Source organism: Pseudomonas sp. ADAK21 (assembly GCF_012935735.1).
GTDB lineage: Bacteria > Pseudomonadota > Gammaproteobacteria > Pseudomonadales > Pseudomonadaceae > Aquipseudomonas > Aquipseudomonas proteolytica.
On the sequence record NZ_CP052857.1, the window covers coordinates 2,671,779 to 2,685,789 of the forward strand.

Here is a 14,011-nt window from a genome sequence, read left to right on the forward strand (position 1 = left end):
CTCTTTTTTGTTTTGGCATGAATAAACGGAATGATATCTCGCCTAAAGGTCGTTTGTTGGCAAGTCCTGGGCCAGCTACAAATAAGCGCTGATCGTCGTGTTGGTCGCGGCGCAATTTTTGTGTGGATTGAAGGAGTGACCCATGGTTGCCGCATTGCTTGATCGTCTCGGCGTAGACCCGGCGTTGTACCAGGCCGGTAAACAGCCTGTGCATTCACCCATCGATGGCAGCCGCATCGCCAGTGTGCACTGGGAAGGGGCCGCCGAGGTCGAACAGCAGGTCAGTCGCGCCGAGCATGCATTCGACGCCTGGCGCAAGCTGCCGGCACCCCGTCGCGGTGAGCTGGTGCGCCAGTTCGGCGACCTGCTGCGTGAGTACAAGGCCGACCTGGGCGAGTTGGTGTCTTGGGAAGCCGGCAAAATCACCCAGGAAGGCCTGGGGGAAGTGCAGGAAATGATCGACATCTGCGACTTCGCCGTGGGCCTGTCGCGCCAGTTGTACGGGTTGACCATCGCCTCCGAGCGCCCTGGCCACCATATGCGGGAAACCTGGCACCCGCTGGGCGTGGTCGGCGTGATCAGCGCCTTCAACTTCCCGGTGGCGGTGTGGGCATGGAACACCGCGCTGGCGCTGGTGTGCGGCAACGCGGTGATCTGGAAGCCTTCGGAAAAGACCCCGCTCACCGCCCTGGCCTGCCAGGCGCTGTTCGAGCGGGTGGCGAAAAACTTCAGCGATGCACCGCCGTACCTCTGCCAGGTGGTCATTGGCGGGCGTGACGCCGGCGCTGCCCTGGTGGACGACCCACGTGTGGCACTGATCAGCGCCACCGGCAGCACGCGCATGGGCCGCGAAGTGGCGCCCAAGGTCGCCGCGCGGTTTGCCCGCAGCATTCTTGAGCTGGGCGGCAACAACGCGATGATCCTCGGCCCCAGCGCCGACCTGGACATGGCCGTGCGCGCGATCCTGTTCAGCGCGGTGGGTACCGCCGGTCAGCGTTGCACCAGCCTGCGCCGGTTGATCGCCCATGAGTCGGTCAAGGAAGAAATCGTCACGCGCCTCAAGGCCGCCTATTCCAAGGTGCGCATCGGCCACCCGCTGCAAGGCAACCTGGTCGGCCCGCTGATCGACAAACACAGCTTTGAAAACATGCAGGACGCGTTGGAGCAGGCCCTGAGCGAAGGTGGCAAGGTGTTTGGCGGCAAGCGCCAGTTGCAGGAGCAGTTCCCTGACGCGTACTACGTGTCGCCGGCCATTGTGGAAATGCCCGAGCAGAGCGATGTGGTGTGCAACGAAACGTTCGCGCCGATCCTGTATGTGGTCGGCTACAAGGACTTCAGCGAGGCATTGCGCCTGAACAACGCTGTGCCACAGGGCTTGTCGTCGTGCATCTTTACCACCGATGTGCGCGAGGCCGAGCAGTTCATGTCGGCGATAGGCAGTGATTGCGGGATCGCCAACGTCAATATCGGCCCCAGCGGTGCGGAGATCGGCGGCGCGTTTGGCGGTGAAAAAGAAACCGGTGGCGGGCGTGAATCGGGTTCGGATGCGTGGCGCGGGTACATGCGCCGGCAGACCAATACCGTGAACTATTCGCTGGAATTGCCGCTGGCCCAGGGCATTACCTTCGACTGAGCCAGCCGAAATGCGGTCAATGTGGGAGCTGGCTTGCCTGCGATGGCGATGGCGAATCCAATACCGCTATCGCAGGCAAGCCAGCTCCCACAGTTGATCGGGTTTGCAGTTCAACAATTGTTTGTTAGGTCTCATCCCGGAGTCTGGCAATGCCATTACGCGAAGCGTGTTTGTGGGAACAACTGACCCCTGGCCGGCCAGATCGCGCCGCGCTCACGGGCGAGGTCAAGGTGGATGTGTGTGTGATTGGCGCCGGTATCACCGGTTTGTCGGCGGCCATCCATCTGCTGGAGCAAGGCAAAAGTGTCTGCGTGCTGGAGGCCCATCGCACCGGCCATGGCGGTTCGGGGCGTAACGTGGGCCTGGTCAACGCCGGGATGTGGATCCCCCCGGACGACATCGAGGCCGGTTTCGGCACGGCGGTGGGCAGCCAGCTCAACCGCATGCTCGGTGCGGCGCCGTCCCTGGTGTTCAGCCTGATCGACAAGTACAGAATTGATTGCCAACTGCGCCGCGAGGGCACATTGCACATGGCGCACAACGCCCGTGGCGAAGCCGACCTGCGCAGCCGCGAGGAACAATGGAAGCGCCGTGGCGCGCCGGTGGAGTTATTGACCGGTGCTGCGTGCGAGCAGGCCACCGGCACCAAGAAGATCGCTGCCGCCTTGCTCGACCGGCGCGCCGGCACCTTGAACCCGATGGCCTACACCAGTGGCCTGGCCAATGCGGCGGTGGGCCTGGGCGGGCAGTTGTTCGACCATTCCCCGGTGACGCAACTGGAGCGCCAGGGCCAGCACTGGTCTGTGCAAACTGCCCAGGGCGCGGTGCAGGCTGCACAAGTGGTGATCGCCTCCAATGCCTACACCGAAGGCGAGTGGACCGAGCTGCGGCGCAATTTTTTCCCTGGCTATTACTACCAGGTGGCTTCGGCGCCATTGAGCGATGACGCTGCGCAACAAATCCTGCCGGGCGGCCAGGGTTCCTGGGACACACGCCAAGTGCTGAGCAGCATCCGCCGCGATGCCGAGGGGCGTTTGTTGCTCGGCAGCCTGGGCAATGGCAACCAGAAACCTGTGTGGTTCCTCAAGGCCTGGGCTGACCGCGTGCAGCAGCACTACTTCCCGTTCCTCAAGGCGGTGGACTGGGAATGCACCTGGACCGGCTGCATCGCCTTTACCCCAGACCATTTGATGCGGCTTTTCGAGCCAGCGCCCGGCTTGGTGGCGGTCACTGGCTACAACGGGCGTGGCGTGACCACGGGCAGCGTGGTGGGCAAGGCATTTGCCGACTATTTGTGCCACCAGGATCCCCAGGCCTTGCCGATTCCGTTTGCGCCGATGCAGCCGCTGGCCGGTGTAGGCCTGCGCAGTTGCCTGTACGAGGCGGGGTTTTCGCTGTACCACGCCGGCCAATGCCTGCGAATTGTCATCTGATCAGCGAAATACCCTTCAGAAGCCGGCATTTTCTTAGCCGGCTACTAATCTGTATTGGTGCGAGTCGTAGCAGTGACGCACTGTAAATGTGCACTTCCGTTACGCACATGGTTACAGATGCTCTAAGGCGCGCTTGATGGCTGGCTGACATCAGTTCATCGAGCGGGTTTTACCTTTTTTGCACCTTGGTTGCACCTCTGTGATCTAGAGGGTTGCACGTCCCGCCAAAAAGGCACCGAAACACCTGTAATAACAATGACACCGTGTCTTTCTGAAATAAAAAAACGCAATGGCACGCTGCTTGCTCTCAGCTTTCCAGTGAAGGTTTCAAGTGAAAGTTTGAAGTGAAATTGCAGTGCCCATTCAACAAAAAACTCGGAGCACCACTCATGTCCCAGACGTTTTACAAGAAAGGTTTCCTGGCCCTCGCGGTAGCTGCCGCGCTGGGTGTTTCTACGTTTGTTCAAGCTGATGTGAAGATTGGCGTGGCGGGGCCGATGACCGGTGCCAACGCAGCCTTCGGTGAGCAGTACATGAAAGGTGCCCAGGCGGCAGCTGACGTTATCAACAAGGCCGGCGGGATCAACGGCGAGCAGATCAAGCTGGTGGCCGGTGACGATGCCTGCGAGCCCAAGCAGGCCGTGGCCGTGGCCAACCGCCTGGCCGACCAGGACAAAGTGATCGGCGTGGTCGGGCACTTCTGCTCCTCGAACACCATTCCAGCCTCCGAGGTGTACGACGAAGCGGGCATCATCGCCATCACTCCAGGCTCCACCAACCCACAAGTCACCGAGCGTGGCCTGGGCGCCATGTTCCGTATGTGCGGGCGTGACGACCAGCAGGGCATCGTGGCCGGTGACTACATCGTCGACGTGCTCAAGGGCAAGAAAGTCGCCGTTATCAACGACAAGGACACCTACGGCAAAGGCCTGGCCGATGCCACCGCAGCCCAGTTGACCAAGCGCGGCGTCAAGCCGGTGATAGAGGAAGGCCTGACCCGTGGCGAGAAAGACTTCAGCGCCCTGGTCACCAAGATCCGCGCCCAGGGCGCCGACGTCGTGTACTTCGGCGGCCTGCACCCGGAAGCCGGCCCTCTGGTGCGCCAGATCCGTGAAGCGGGCCTCAAGGACGTCAAGTTCATGTCCGACGATGGTGTAGTGACCGATGAGCTGGTGGCGACCGCCGGTGGTGCGCAGTACGTCGATGGCGTCTACATGACCTTCGGCGCCGACCCGCGCCTGCTGCCAGACAGCAAGGCGGTGGTGGAAGAGTTCCGCAAAAACGGCACCGAGCCTGAAGGCTACACCCTGTACGCCTACGCTTCGATCCAGGCCCTGGCGGCCGGTTTCAATGGCGCCAAGTCCAACAAGGGTGAAGACGCGGCCAAGTGGCTCAAGGCCAATCCGGTGCAAACCGTGATGGGCAAGAAAGAGTGGGATACCAAGGGCGACCTGAAGGTCTCCGACTACGTGGTGTACCAGTGGGACAAGGACGGCAAATACCACCAGTTGGAAAAGCAGAAGTAATCAACCAGCCACCACCGACCCCTTGTGGGAGCCGGGCTTGCCCGCGATGACGGACTGACAGCCAACACCTGTGTTGAATGTGAAACCGCTATCGCCGGCAAGCCAGCTCCCACATTGGATCGAGGTTGCCCGGGCCATGGTGCCCGGCACCCAATCTGTCTTTTCCTCCAGAAGGGCCGCACACCTGATGGTGTGCAGGTTCTCACCGCGTGAGATTGCGTTATGGATGGTATTTTCCTGCAGCAACTGGTCAACGGCCTGACCCTCGGGTCGGTCTATGGCCTGATCGCCATCGGCTACACAATGGTCTATGGCATCATTGGCATGATCAACTTCGCCCACGGCGAGGTTTATATGATTTCTGCTTACCTCGCGGCGATCAGTCTGGCACTGCTGGCGTACTTTGGTCTTGAATCCTTCCCGCTGCTCATACTCGGCACCCTGATATTCACCGTCGTCGTCACCGGCGTCTACGGCTGGGTCATCGAGCGTGTCGCCTACAAACCGTTGCGCAACTCCACCCGCCTGGCCCCGCTGATCAGTGCCATCGGGATCTCGCTGATCCTGCAGAACTACGCGCAGATCGCCCAGGGCGCCAAGCAACAAGGCATTCCGACCCTGCTGGCCGGCGCCTGGCGCGTCGATATCGGCACCGGGTTCGTGCAGTTGACCTACACCAAGGTGTTTATCCTGGTCGCGGCCTTTGCCGGCATGGCGCTGCTGACCTACATCATCAAGTACACCAAGCTCGGCCGCATGTGCCGCGCGACGCAGCAAGACCGCAAGATGGCCTCGATCCTGGGGATCAACACCGACCGCGTGATCTCCTACGTGTTTGTCATCGGTGCGGCCATGGCGGCCCTGGCCGGTGTGCTGATCACCCTGAACTACGGCACGTTCGACTTCTATGCCGGCTTCATCATTGGCATCAAGGCATTTACCGCAGCGGTACTCGGCGGCATCGGCTCCCTGCCTGGGGCGATGCTGGGCGGGATCATCCTGGGGATTTCCGAGTCGCTGTTCTCGGGGTTGATCAACTCTGACTACAAAGACGTGTTCAGTTTCTCCCTGCTGGTGGTGATTCTGATTTTCCGTCCCCAGGGCCTGCTTGGTCGCCCACTCGTGGCGAAGGTGTAAACATGTCTGCAGCCAAATCTATCGATATCAAGAAAAGTGTGGTCGATGCAGTCCTCGCCGGGCTGATTTCCCTGATCGTGTTCGGGCCCATCGTCGGCGTGGTCCTGGACGGCTACAGCTTCAACCTGGAGCCCGCCCGCGTGGGCTTGCTGGTGGCCATTGTGATGGCCGGGCGCCTGGTCATGAGCCTGTTCCTGCAAACCCCCAAGGGCTTGAAGATTCTCCAGGGTTTTGAAAACTCGGGCTCCGGCGTGCATGTGCTGGCGCCGGACTACAAGTCGCGGTTGCGCTGGATCATCCCGGCGCTGATTGTGATCGCCATCGTCTTTCCGTTTTTCGCCAACAAGTACCTGCTGACCGTGGTGATCCTCGGGCTGATCTACGTGTTGCTGGGCCTGGGCCTGAACATCGTGGTCGGCCTGGCCGGGCTGCTCGACCTGGGTTACGTGGCGTTCTACGCCATCGGCGCCTATGGCCTGGCCCTGGGTTATCAATACCTCGGGCTGGGCTTCTGGACGGTGCTGCCACTGGCGGCCATCGCGGCGGCGTTGGCCGGATGTATTCTGGGGTTCCCGGTGTTACGAATGCACGGTGACTACCTGGCCATCGTGACCCTGGGTTTTGGTGAAATCATCCGCCTGGTGCTCAATAACTGGCTGTCGTTTACCGGTGGGCCGAACGGCATGCCGGTGCCATCGCCGACGTTCCTCGGCCTGGAATTCGGCCGGCGGGCCAAGGAAGGCGGGGTGCCGTTCCATGAGTTCTTCGGCATTGCCTACAACCCCAACGTGAAATTCCTGTTCATCTACATCGTGCTGTTTCTGGTGGTATTGCTGGTGTTGTACATCAAGCACCGCCTGACTCGCATGCCGGTGGGCCGCGCCTGGGAAGCCTTGCGTGAAGATGAGATCGCCTGCCGCTCCATGGGCTTGAACCACGTGCTGGTGAAGCTTTCGGCGTTCACCATTGGTGCGTCCACCGCTGGCCTGGCCGGTGTGTTTTTTGCCAGCTACCAGGGCTTCGTCAACCCCTCGTCGTTTACCTTCTTCGAATCGGCGTTGATCCTTGCGATTGTGGTGCTGGGCGGCATGGGCTCGACGGTGGGCGTGGTAATTGCCGCGTTTGTGCTCACCGTGGCACCTGAACTGCTGCGCAGCTTCTCCGAGTACCGCGTACTGCTGTTCGGCGTGTTGATGGTGGTGATGATGATCTGGCGGCCACGGGGCCTGATACGGATCAGCCGTACCGGTGTGACACCACGCAAGGGGGTGGCGCCATGAGCAAGGAAGTCGTTCTCAACGTGGAACACCTCATGATGCACTTCGGTGGCATCAAGGCCTTGAGCGATGTAAGCCTCAAGGTCGAGCGCAACTCGATCTTCGCCCTGATCGGCCCCAACGGCGCTGGCAAGACCACGGTGTTCAACTGCCTGACCGGGTTTTATACGGCCAGCGGCGGCAAGATCGAACTCAACATCCGCGGCAAGCAGACCAACGTGATCCAGTTGCTGGGGGAACGTTTCAAGCCCACCGACTTTGTTTCGCCCAAGAGCTTTTTCAGCCGGGTGTACTACAAGATGTTCGGCGGCACCCACCTGGTGAACCGCGCCGGCCTGGCCCGCACGTTCCAGAACATTCGCCTGTTCAAGGAAATGTCTGTGGTGGAAAACCTGCTGGTGGCCCAACACATGTGGGTCAACCGCAACATGCTGGCGGGCATCCTCAACACCAAGGGCTACCGCAAGGCCGAAAGCGATGCACTGGACCACGCCTTCTACTGGCTGGAAGTGGTGGACCTGGTGGACTGCGCCAACCGCCTGGCTGGCGAACTCTCCTACGGCCAGCAGCGCCGCCTGGAAATCGCCCGGGCCATGTGCACCCGGCCGCAGATCATCTGCCTGGACGAACCGGCTGCGGGCCTCAACCCCCAGGAAACCGAAGCCCTCAGCGCGATGATTCGCCTGCTGCGCGACGAACACGACCTCACAGTGGTACTGATCGAGCACGACATGGGCATGGTGATGAGTATTTCCGACCACATTGTGGTGCTGGACCACGGCAACGTCATCGCCGAGGGGGGGCCGGAAGCGATCCGCAACGACCCGAAAGTGATCGCGGCCTACCTGGGCGCCGATGAAGAGGAGTTGGTATGACGACGCCTATCCTCGAAATGAAGGACCTGGACGTGTTCTATGGCCCGATCCAGGCCTTGAAGAAGGTCTCGCTGCACATCGACGAAGGCGAGACGGTGAGCCTGATCGGCTCCAATGGCGCGGGCAAGTCCACGCTGCTGATGTCGATCTTCGGCCAGCCGCGCGCCGAGTCCGGGCAGATCCTGTATCAGGGCGTGGACATTACCCACAAGTCGTCCCACTACATCGCCTCCAACGGCATCGCCCAGTCCCCGGAAGGGCGGCGGGTGTTCCCCGACATGACCGTCGAGGAAAACCTGCTGATGGGCACCATCCCGATTGGTGACAAGCACGCCAGCGAAGATATGCAACGCATGTTCGAGCTGTTTCCACGGCTCAAGGAGCGGCGCAACCAGCGCGCAATGACCATGTCCGGTGGCGAGCAGCAAATGCTCGCCATCGCCCGGGCGCTGATGAGCCGGCCCAAGCTGCTGCTGCTCGATGAACCGAGCCTGGGGTTGGCGCCGATCGTGGTGAAGCAGATTTTTGCCACACTGCGTGAGTTGGCCGCCACCGGGATGACCATCTTTTTGGTGGAGCAGAACGCCAACCACGCGCTGCGCCTGTCTGACCGGGCGTATGTGATGGTCAACGGCGAGATTCGCCTCACAGGCAGCGGCAAAGAGCTGCTGGTGAACGAGGAAGTGCGCAACGCCTACCTCGGCGGGCACTAAACCCCGCCCCCATTGTAGGCGCCGGCTTTGTGTGGGAGCTGGCTTGCCTGCGATGCATCCCCCTCGGTGTTTCCGGTAAATCGAGGGGGGCCTTCGCGGGCAAGCCCGGCTCCCACATAGAGCCGGCTCTTACATTTTTCGGTAGTCCACAGGCGCATAGGCAAATTGTGGAAAACAAATCCACACACCTGCCAAAGCGCGACATATAGCCGCCGCAAATCCCTGTTTTGTCACACAAATGACTTGTCCCCATTCACTGTGGAACCGGCTGTGGGTAACATGGGAGTAGCTGGCTGCAAGCCTCTATTTACGTGGCCTGCAGCGTGGTGAGTGTTTTTTGATCAGCGGCTTTTTCGTGGGCTTGCACAGGATTTGTCAACCTGTTCATAGACACAGGTATATGACCGAAAGATGATGCCGGAGCCTGTGGATAAGTCTGTGGTTAAACTCTGGAAAGACCTTGGTAGAGGCCGGATTTACTGGCCTGGAGCCATGTCCCTCGGCGCGTTGCTTTGCACAGGCCTACATAGGGCGGGTCCAAGGTCAAGCAAAAAACTTTTTGAATCGCGCTGAAAGCCTTGTACATAGCGGCCTGGAGGGTTTTGCAGTTGCCCCCAAAGACTGTGGGCGCAGCTGTGGATAACCTGCGCGCACATGGCTGTAAGCCACGGTTCACGAGGCTTTACGTGGTGTGGTTAAAAAGTGACCAGGTGTGCGTGGGATTATGTGCATAGCGGTTGCCGCGACGGCGGCGTAAGGGCATTCTGCTGGCTGATTTTTTCTCGATGCCTGCAAGGAGAACACCATGTCCAACACGCTGTTTATTACTGGCGCAACCTCAGGTTTCGGCGAAGCCTGTGCCCGTCGCTTCGCTGAGGCCGGCTGGAAACTGGTGCTCACCGGCCGGCGTGCCGAGCGCTTGAATGCGCTGGTCGAGGAGCTTTCCAAGCAGACCGAGGTGCATGGCCTGGTAGTGGACGTGCGTGACCGCAAGGGCATGGAAGAAGCGATTGCCAACCTACCAGCGTCGTTCAGCAAGCTACGCGGGCTGATCAACAACGCCGGCCTGGCGGTGGGCACTGACCCGGCGCCTAAGTGCAGCCTCGACGATTGGGAAACCATGGTCGACACCAACATCAAGGGCCTGCTGACCACCACCAGCCTGCTGCTGCCGCGCCTGATCGCCCATGGCCGTGGTGCCGGGATCATCAACCTGGGCTCCATCGCCGGCAACTACCCGTACCCGGGCAGCCACGTGTATGGCGGCTCCAAGGCGTTCGTCAAACAGTTCTCGCTGAACCTGCGCTGCGACCTGCAAGGCACTGGCGTGCGCGTGACCAACATCGAGCCGGGCCTGTGCGAGAGCGAGTTCTCCCTGGTGCGCTTTGGCGGTGACCAGGCGCGTTACGATGCCACCTATGCCGGCGCCGAGCCGATCCAGCCCCAGGACATTGCCGACACCATCTTCTGGGTGATGAACACCCCGGCGCACGTGAACATCAACCGCCTGGAACTGATGCCAGTGAGCCAGACCTGGGCTGGGTTTGCGATTGAGCGTGGGGCCAAGTAAGGCTTGAGACTGCGTCGCGTGTTTCGCGGGCAAGTCGAGTCATTGTACCGCCGGTGCGACGATTCGACGTGCCCGCGAAGGCGTCAGATCGGTCAAAACAGGGCATAAGGTACACTCCACTCCTGAAAACCCCACCGCACCCAGCGGTTTAAAGGTTTTGACAGGAGGATATGTGAGTAACCGAGGTGAGCAGGCACTGCTCAAACAATCGACCATCCTGATGTTCGCCGTGGCGATCGCCGGGATTGTCACGGGTGTGATATCAGGCGCCCAATCCATTTTATTCGATGGCTTTTTCTCGCTGATCGCGACCTTTATCAAGGTACTAATGCTGATCACGGCCAAGCTGATCGCCAAGAAAAGCAACGACCGTTTCCAGTTCGGCTACTGGCACCTAGAGCCCATGGTGCTGCTGATCGAGGGCAGTTTCCTGCTGTTGATCGCCATCTATGCGTTTCTCAACGGGGTGTTCGGCATTATCAATGGCGGGCGCGAGATCGAGTTGGGGCTGGTGATCATCTACGCCGCGGTGTTTACCGTGGTCGAGTTCGCGTACTTCTTCTATGTGCGCCACCGCAACCGCAAGCTGCAATCGTCGTTGATCCAGTTCGACAACATCAGTTGGCTGGTGGACGCGATGCTCTCGGTGGGCTTGCTGGTGAGCTTCCTGGCCGCGTTGCTGCTCAAGTCCCAGGGCTATGGCGAGTGGGCCGTGTATGTCGACCCCATGATCCTCATCCTGCTGGCCCTGAGCATGCTGGCGCCGGCCTTGAAGATCCTGCGCCCGGCCTTGCGCGATGTGCTGGGGATTGCCCCGGACCAGTTGGACGACAAGGTGCGCGAAGTGATGGACGCGGCCCAGGCCCGGCATGGTTTCGAGGACTACGTGTCCTACGTGCAGAAACACGGGCGCGCGCGGTTTATCGAGATTCATGTGGTGTTGCCGGCTGACTACCCGGTGGATAAAGTCGCAACGCTCGATGAGCTGCGTGAAGAGATATCCACAGGGCTGGGCGCGGCGGACAAGGCGCGTTGGTTGACCATCAGCTTTACCGGCGATCGCAAGTGGATTGCCTGATAGTCAGTTAGACCGCGGTGAGGCTATCGCAGGCAAGCCAGCTCCCACATTCGACCGCATTCCAAAGATGGAACTCGGTCAAGTGTGGGAGCTGGCTTGCCTGCGAAGGGGCCGCAAAGATCAGCCGAAAAATTCGATCAGGCCCTGATAGCACGTCGCCAAATGGTAGGGCGTAGTCGACGGCATATCCCGGCGGCTCACCTCTCCCTTGGCATCCAGGCACTCATTCCAGCCCCGGGCATGCAAGAAATGCTGCTGCAACGCCAGCAATTGGCGCTGCAGCACCGCTGCGCTACCCGCCCGCAAAGTCAGTGCCCGCAGGTACTCGGCCTGGGCCCAGATGCGTTGGGTGCCGTCACGCACGGTACCGTCCAGGGCCAACATGCCACTGACGGCGCCGCTCACGTTATCCACACCCATCTGCTCGGCATAGGCAAATGCCCGGCTCAGCGAGGCATGCAGCGCAGTGCCGTGCAATACGGGTGAGGACTCCAGGAGGAAGAACCACTCGAACTGGTGCCCCGGTTCGAACCAGTTATCCACAGCACCCAGCGGCTTCTCCATCATCACCCCATGCTGGCGGTCGATGAAACGCTGCTGCATGGCCGTCGCCAATGCCAGCAGGGCCTGTTGCACTGCGGCGTCTTCACGCACCGCGAGGGTGGCGAGGAAGCCTTCGGCCAAGTGCATCAGCGGGTTTTGCAGCGGGCCGGACTTGAGGGATGACCAGTTACGCTCCACTACCGCTTCATACAGGCCGTCGCCCGTGGCAAAGCGTTCGGCAACCACTTCCAGGGCGGCATTGAGCACCGATTCCACCAGCGGCTCACGGACCTTGGCCCAGTAATGGGCGCAGGCGAAGATGATAAACGCGTGGGTATACAGGTCTTTGCGCTTGTCCAGCGGCTTGCCGTGGGGGTCGATGCTGTAGAACCAGCCACCGTGCTCGGCGTCGTGGAAGTGCCGTTGCAGCGAGCGAAACAACGCCGCGGCACGTTCTTCGGCAAAGTCCTGGCCCGGCTCGCCGATCAGGCTGGCAAACACGTACAACTGCCGCGCACAGGCCATGGCGCGGTAGCGCTGCGGGGGCAAGGGGCGGTGATCGGCATCCAGCGCCTCATAGGGCAACGCCAACTCGGCATTCCAGCCCGGACCCTGCCAGAGCGGCACGATCAGGTCGTTGAAGTGCGTGAGCACAGCGTTCAAGTGAGGCTTGTTGGCAGAGCTTGGAGCGATGGGCATCGGCTGGCGTCGTCACGGCAGGGGTGTTTGCCGCGCATGTTAGCAGGCTTGTGATCGGCGGTGTCTGTGCGACCGCTATCGCGGGCAAGCCCGCTCCCACCTATTTGAAGTGTTAACCCCTTCAAATGTGGGAGCTGGCTTGCCTGCGATAGCCATGAGTATCTACACAACTCGCTCTTCTGGGTATGTGTACATATCCGTTGCCGCAGCAATGGATATGCCCCCTACATCAGCCCAAAACCCAGAGCCCAGAAGTATCAGAGAGTTGTGTAGATACTCATGCTGCGATGAGTGCCTTACAGGCACTGATGATTCAGCCCGCCAGCAACCAAACCCCAGTCGCCGCCGAAGCCGCCCCCGCCACCCGCACCAGCGGCGCCGCTGCAGCCGGCAGGAACCGCACCAGCGCATAACCGGCCGCGTGCAATACCGCCGTCGCCCCCACGAACCCGGCGGCATACGCCCAAGGGCTGGTCATGTCCGGCAGCTCCAGGCCATGGGCCACACCATGGAATAGGGCGAACACGGCTGTTGCGGCCATGGCCACCGCCACCGGTGGGCGAATCGCCAAGGCCACCGCCAGGCCCAGGGCCAGTACCGATGCGGCAATCCCGCTTTCCAGGGCTGGCAATGCCAACCCTTCAAAACCCATTATGCCGCCCAGCAGCATGGTGCCGACAAAGGTACACGGCAGCGCCCAGCGCGCCGCGCCTTGTTGCTGCGCCGCCCACAGGCCGACCGCCAGCATCGCCAGCAAATGGTCCAGCCCGCCGAGTGGATGGCTGATACCGGCCACCAGGCCATTGTCGCCATGACCCGGATGGGCAAAGGCCAGGGCCGGGGCCAGCAGCAGGGTGGCGGCGGCAAACAGTTTTTTGAGGCTCATAAACAGCTCCTTGGTGAGTGGATCAGGCTGCACTCAGCAGGCCTTGGCGTTCGATAAAGGCGACGATTTCTTCGAGGCCGACCCCGGTTTTCTGGTTGCTGAACACGAACGGCTTGCCGCCGCGCATGCGCTGGGTGTCGCTGTTCATCAGTTCCAGCGAGGCGCCGACCAACGGCGCGAGGTCGATCTTGTTGATCACCAGCAGGTCCGACTTGCAGATCCCCGGCCCACCCTTGCGCGGCAGCTTGTCGCCGGCCGACACATCGATCACGTAGATCGTCAGGTCCGACAGTTCGGGGCTGAAGGTGGCCGACAGGTTGTCGCCGCCCGACTCCACCAGAATCAGGTCGAGGCCTGGAAAACGCCGGTTCAACTGGTCTACGGCTTCCAGATTGATCGACGCGTCTTCGCGAATGGCCGTGTGCGGGCAGCCGCCGGTTTCCACGCCGATGATGCGCTCGGGTGCCAGCGCCTGGTTACGCACCAGGAAGTCGGCATCTTCGCGGGTGTAGATATCGTTGGTGACCACCGCCAGGTTGTAGCGATCACGCAGGGCCAGGCACAGCGCCAGGGTCAGGGCGGTCTTGCCGGAGCCAACGGGGCCGCCGATACCGACGCGCAGGGGTTGTGTGTTCATGGGG

The 14,011-nt window shown here is 61.1% G+C and carries 12 protein-coding genes; 9 read left to right on the forward strand and 3 right to left on the reverse strand.

All coding sequences use genetic code 11. The annotated features are described in order from the left end of the window. The first annotated feature begins 142 nt into the window (after nucleotides 1–142). The 9 genes from amaB to HKK57_RS12070 all read left to right on the forward strand — a co-directional run bounded on the left by amaB (nucleotide 143) and on the right by HKK57_RS12070 (nucleotide 11,242). Nucleotides 143–1,633: an L-piperidine-6-carboxylate dehydrogenase gene (gene amaB, locus HKK57_RS12030; protein ID WP_169390211.1), complete on the forward strand. Its 1,491-nt coding sequence runs from the start codon at nucleotides 143–145 to the stop codon at nucleotides 1,631–1,633. Nucleotides 1,634–1,782: 149 nt separating this feature from the next. Beyond that, nucleotides 1,783–3,066, forward strand: a complete 1,284-nt coding sequence (gene amaA, locus HKK57_RS12035) for an L-pipecolate oxidase (protein ID WP_029300509.1) — start codon at nucleotides 1,783–1,785, stop codon at nucleotides 3,064–3,066. 389 nt (nucleotides 3,067–3,455) lie between these two features. Then, nucleotides 3,456–4,592, forward strand: coding sequence for a branched-chain amino acid ABC transporter substrate-binding protein (locus HKK57_RS12040; RefSeq protein WP_029300507.1), 1,137 nt, complete (start codon nucleotides 3,456–3,458; stop codon nucleotides 4,590–4,592). A 222-nt stretch (nucleotides 4,593–4,814) separates the two neighbouring features. After that, entirely contained in the window at nucleotides 4,815–5,729 is a 915-nt protein-coding gene (locus HKK57_RS12045) for an ABC transporter permease subunit (RefSeq protein ID WP_029300506.1), read from the forward strand. A gap of 2 nt (nucleotides 5,730–5,731) precedes the next feature. Continuing rightward, on the forward strand, nucleotides 5,732–7,009 hold the full coding sequence (gene livM, locus HKK57_RS12050) for a high-affinity branched-chain amino acid ABC transporter permease LivM (RefSeq protein ID WP_029300505.1): 1,278 nt from the start codon (nucleotides 5,732–5,734) through the stop codon (nucleotides 7,007–7,009). Further along, complete coding sequence (locus tag HKK57_RS12055) at nucleotides 7,006–7,881, forward strand: ABC transporter ATP-binding protein (RefSeq protein WP_029300504.1); 876 nt, start codon at nucleotides 7,006–7,008, stop codon at nucleotides 7,879–7,881. Before livM ends, HKK57_RS12055 begins: the two co-directional genes overlap by 4 nt. Further along, entirely contained in the window at nucleotides 7,878–8,594 is a 717-nt protein-coding gene (locus tag HKK57_RS12060) for an ABC transporter ATP-binding protein (RefSeq protein ID WP_029300502.1), read from the forward strand. Before HKK57_RS12055 ends, HKK57_RS12060 begins: the two co-directional genes overlap by 4 nt. 805 nt (nucleotides 8,595–9,399) lie before the next feature. Beyond that, nucleotides 9,400–10,164: an SDR family oxidoreductase gene (locus HKK57_RS12065; RefSeq protein ID WP_029300500.1), complete on the forward strand. Its 765-nt coding sequence runs from the start codon at nucleotides 9,400–9,402 to the stop codon at nucleotides 10,162–10,164. 172 nt (nucleotides 10,165–10,336) lie between these two features. Further along, nucleotides 10,337–11,242: a cation diffusion facilitator family transporter gene (locus tag HKK57_RS12070; RefSeq protein ID WP_029300498.1), complete on the forward strand. Its 906-nt coding sequence runs from the start codon at nucleotides 10,337–10,339 to the stop codon at nucleotides 11,240–11,242. A gap of 120 nt (nucleotides 11,243–11,362) precedes the next feature. Here HKK57_RS12070 and HKK57_RS12075 read toward each other — a convergent pair whose 3' ends face one another. The 3 genes from HKK57_RS12075 to ureG form a co-directional block, all read right to left on the reverse strand. Beyond that, the gene (locus HKK57_RS12075) at nucleotides 11,363–12,484 is read right to left on the reverse strand and encodes an AGE family epimerase/isomerase (RefSeq protein ID WP_169390212.1); all 1,122 of its coding nucleotides are present in this window, start codon (nucleotides 12,482–12,484) and stop codon (nucleotides 11,363–11,365) included. Between the two features lie 313 nt (nucleotides 12,485–12,797). Continuing rightward, nucleotides 12,798–13,370, reverse strand: a complete 573-nt coding sequence (locus HKK57_RS12080) for a HupE/UreJ family protein (RefSeq protein ID WP_169390213.1) — start codon at nucleotides 13,368–13,370, stop codon at nucleotides 12,798–12,800. Between the two features lie 22 nt (nucleotides 13,371–13,392). Beyond that, a complete protein-coding gene (gene ureG, locus HKK57_RS12085; RefSeq protein ID WP_029300789.1) occupies nucleotides 13,393–14,007 on the reverse strand; it encodes an urease accessory protein UreG in 615 nt (204 codons plus the stop codon). Between the last annotated feature and the right edge of the window lie 4 nt (nucleotides 14,008–14,011).

Bases quoted from the DNA above. Each gene is read 5' to 3' on its own strand.
- HKK57_RS12040 (WP_029300507.1), top strand. From the start codon at position 3,456: ATGTCCCAGACGTTTTACAAGAAAGGTTTCCTGGCCCTCGCGGTAGCT.
- HKK57_RS12075 (WP_169390212.1), bottom strand. From the start codon at position 12,484: ATGCCCATCGCTCCAAGCTCTGCCAACAAGCCTCACTTGAACGCTGTG.
- amaB (WP_169390211.1), top strand. From the start codon at position 143: ATGGTTGCCGCATTGCTTGATCGTCTCGGCGTAGACCCGGCGTTGTAC.
- HKK57_RS12065 (WP_029300500.1), top strand. From the start codon at position 9,400: ATGTCCAACACGCTGTTTATTACTGGCGCAACCTCAGGTTTCGGCGAA.
- HKK57_RS12045 (WP_029300506.1), top strand. From the start codon at position 4,815: ATGGATGGTATTTTCCTGCAGCAACTGGTCAACGGCCTGACCCTCGGG.
- livM (WP_029300505.1), top strand. From the start codon at position 5,732: ATGTCTGCAGCCAAATCTATCGATATCAAGAAAAGTGTGGTCGATGCA.
- HKK57_RS12055 (WP_029300504.1), top strand. From the start codon at position 7,006: ATGAGCAAGGAAGTCGTTCTCAACGTGGAACACCTCATGATGCACTTC.
- ureG (WP_029300789.1), bottom strand. From the start codon at position 14,007: ATGAACACACAACCCCTGCGCGTCGGTATCGGCGGCCCCGTTGGCTCC.
- HKK57_RS12060 (WP_029300502.1), top strand. From the start codon at position 7,878: ATGACGACGCCTATCCTCGAAATGAAGGACCTGGACGTGTTCTATGGC.
- amaA (WP_029300509.1), top strand. From the start codon at position 1,783: ATGCCATTACGCGAAGCGTGTTTGTGGGAACAACTGACCCCTGGCCGG.
- HKK57_RS12080 (WP_169390213.1), bottom strand. From the start codon at position 13,370: ATGAGCCTCAAAAAACTGTTTGCCGCCGCCACCCTGCTGCTGGCCCCG.